3 protein-coding genes are annotated in these 2,342 nt (G+C 72.7%); all 3 read right to left on the bottom strand.

Annotated elements, in window-relative coordinates:
* Nucleotides 1-192, bottom strand: a 192-nt coding sequence (locus TR46_RS44355; protein ID WP_236655404.1) for a hypothetical protein, incomplete at its 3' end; no start/stop codon positions are given.
* A 61-nt stretch (nucleotides 193-253) separates the two neighbouring features.
* On the bottom strand, nucleotides 254-919 hold the full coding sequence (scpB, locus tag TR46_RS20270; protein WP_084718763.1) for an SMC-Scp complex subunit ScpB: 666 nt from the start codon (nucleotides 917-919) through the stop codon (nucleotides 254-256).
* A gap of 317 nt (nucleotides 920-1,236) precedes the next feature.
* Nucleotides 1,237-2,094, bottom strand: coding sequence for a segregation and condensation protein A (locus TR46_RS20275; RefSeq protein WP_042403222.1), 858 nt, complete (start codon nucleotides 2,092-2,094; stop codon nucleotides 1,237-1,239).
* Between the last annotated feature and the right edge of the window lie 248 nt (nucleotides 2,095-2,342).

A 2,342-nucleotide genomic window follows, 5' to 3' on the forward strand; every position in this document is an offset into this window, starting at 1 on the left:
GGGACGCGGCGCCTCCTTCTCCCAGCCGCTGCCGCTGCGGCGCTGGTTGCTGTTGGTCGCGCCGCCGCGCTGGCCGCCGCGACCGCCGCCGGCCCCGCGCGGAGTGCCGCCGCTGCGAGCGCCGCCACCGCCTCCGCTGCGGCCGCCGCCACCGCTGCTGTTCCTACCGTTGCCACTGCTACCGCTACGCATCAAGAAGTCCGTTGTCGAGTCCGTCGTCGGGGCCGCGTCCCAGGGCGGGTGTCACTGCCTGTCACCTGCTCGTGGCGACCGCCTCGGCGATCGCTGAGCCCTCCTGCGAGTCCGCTTCCACGTCGTCGGCCTCAGGCAGGAAGGGGGCCAGCTCCGGCAGCTCGTCAAGGCCGCGCAGCCCCATCCGTTCCAAAAATGTTTGCGTCGTCCGGTACAGGATGGCTCCTGTTTCCGGCTCGGACCCGGTCTCCTCGACCAGACCCCTCTGCACAAGGGTACGCATGACGCCGTCACAGTTCACACCACGGACGGCCGATACCCGCGATCTGGACACCGGCTGCCGGTAGGCGATGACCGCCAGCGTCTCCAGCGCGGCCTGGGTGAGCCGGGCGTGCTGGCCGTCCAGGACGAACCGGTCCACCGCCGGTGAGCAGGCCGCACGGCTGTAGTAGCGCCAGCCTCCGGCCACGAAGCGCAGCTCGAAACCGCGCCCCTGCCCGGTGTACTCGGCGGCCAGCTCGCGCAGCGCCCGCTCGACGACCCGTTTGGGCCGCTCCAGCACCTCGGCGAGATGCGCGGTGGTGGTGGGCTCGACCACCACCATCAGGATCGCCTCCAGGGCCGGCTTCAGCTCCAGCTCCGCGACCGCGCTCGGCACATCGATCGCTGTCGCCGCTGCCGTGAGCGGGCCCGGGTCGGGCACCGGCAGCGGCTCCGGGTCCGGCATCGGCGGATGCGGCGGCAGCGGCGGGACGGGCGGGGTCGGCACGGGGTCCGGGATCGGGTCGGGGCCGGGCGCGGGCTCCGGCGGCGGCTCCGGGACCGGCTTGGGAATCGGGTCCGGCTCCGGCGTCGGCTGCGGGAAGGGCTCGGGCACCGGCTGCGGGGGCGGTGCGGGCACCGGATCGGGCTGCACCGGGTCCGGCTCGACCCAGGTCTCCTCGTCGGTCCAGGCGTTCTCCAGGTACTCCCCCGGGCGCGGCCGCCCGGGCATCCCCAGCCGCCGCCGGACGCCGCCGGACCGGGCTGCGTCGTCGCTTCCGCTCATCGCTTCTCGCCTTCCTCGGTGTCGGATCCCCTGCTCTCGGATGCTTCGGTGTCGAACTCCTCGCTCACCTCGATCTCTGCCCCCTCCTCGCCGATCCACTGCACCAGCAGCTCCCCCAGTGCCTCCGGCTGGTCGAACAGCAGCACCTTCTCGCGGTAGAGCTCCAGCAGCGCCAGGAACCTGGCCACCACCGTCAGCACGTCCGGGGCGTCCTCGGTCAGGGTGCGGAAGCTGGCCTGCCCCACCAGTTGCAGCCGCTCCAGCAGCAGCGCGGCCTGCTCGCGCACGCTCACCTTGGGGGTGTGGATGTGGTCGACGTAGACGACCGGCTTCGGCTTGGGCTCCATCGCCTTGGCCGCGAGCCGGGCGAAGGCCTCGGGGGTGAGGCTGATGACCACCTCGGGCAGCAGCGCGGCATGGTGCGGCTCCAGCCCGGCCGTGCGGGGGCGGCGCTTCTGCTCAGCCTCCCAGCGCTGCTCGAACAGTGCCGCGATCTGCTTGTAGGCCCGGTACTGCAGCAGCCGCGCGAACAGCAGGTCGCGCGCCTCCAGCAGGGCCAGGTCCTCCTCGTCCTCCAGCTCGGCCACGGGCAGCAGCCGGGCCGCCTTCAGGTCCAGCAGGGTCGCCGCGACCACCAGGAACTCACTGGCCAGATCCAGGTCCCAGTCCGGGCCCATCGCCCTGATGTGGGCGATGAACTCGTCGGTGACCCGCGACAGCGAGACCTCGGTGACGTCCATCTTGTGCTTCGCGATCAGGCTCAGCAGCAGGTCGAACGGCCCCTCGAAGTTGTCCAGCCGCACCAGGAACCCGCCCGACGGCGCCTCCTCCTCGGGAGGCGCGTCGGCGGGCACGGGGACGGCGGGTGCACTCACGGGGCCAGCGTAGAGCCACGCGTGAAGCGTCGGTTGTCACGACCCGGATGTTCGGCTGCGGCGTTCGCATGGCCGGTCGCGCGGTTCCCCGCGCCCCTGAGGGGGTGCAACGCGCTCACAGCGGGTCAGTTGCAGCACCGTAGGGGCGCGGGGAACCGCGCGACCAGCCGCCTACGGTCCGCAGCCGAAGATCCCTCGGCGACGCCTAGCGCCCGCGCAACCGCCGC

Origin of the sequence: Streptacidiphilus carbonis (assembly GCF_000787775.1) — a bacterium.
Taxonomy (GTDB): Bacteria; Actinomycetota; Actinomycetes; order Streptomycetales; family Streptomycetaceae; genus Streptacidiphilus; species Streptacidiphilus carbonis.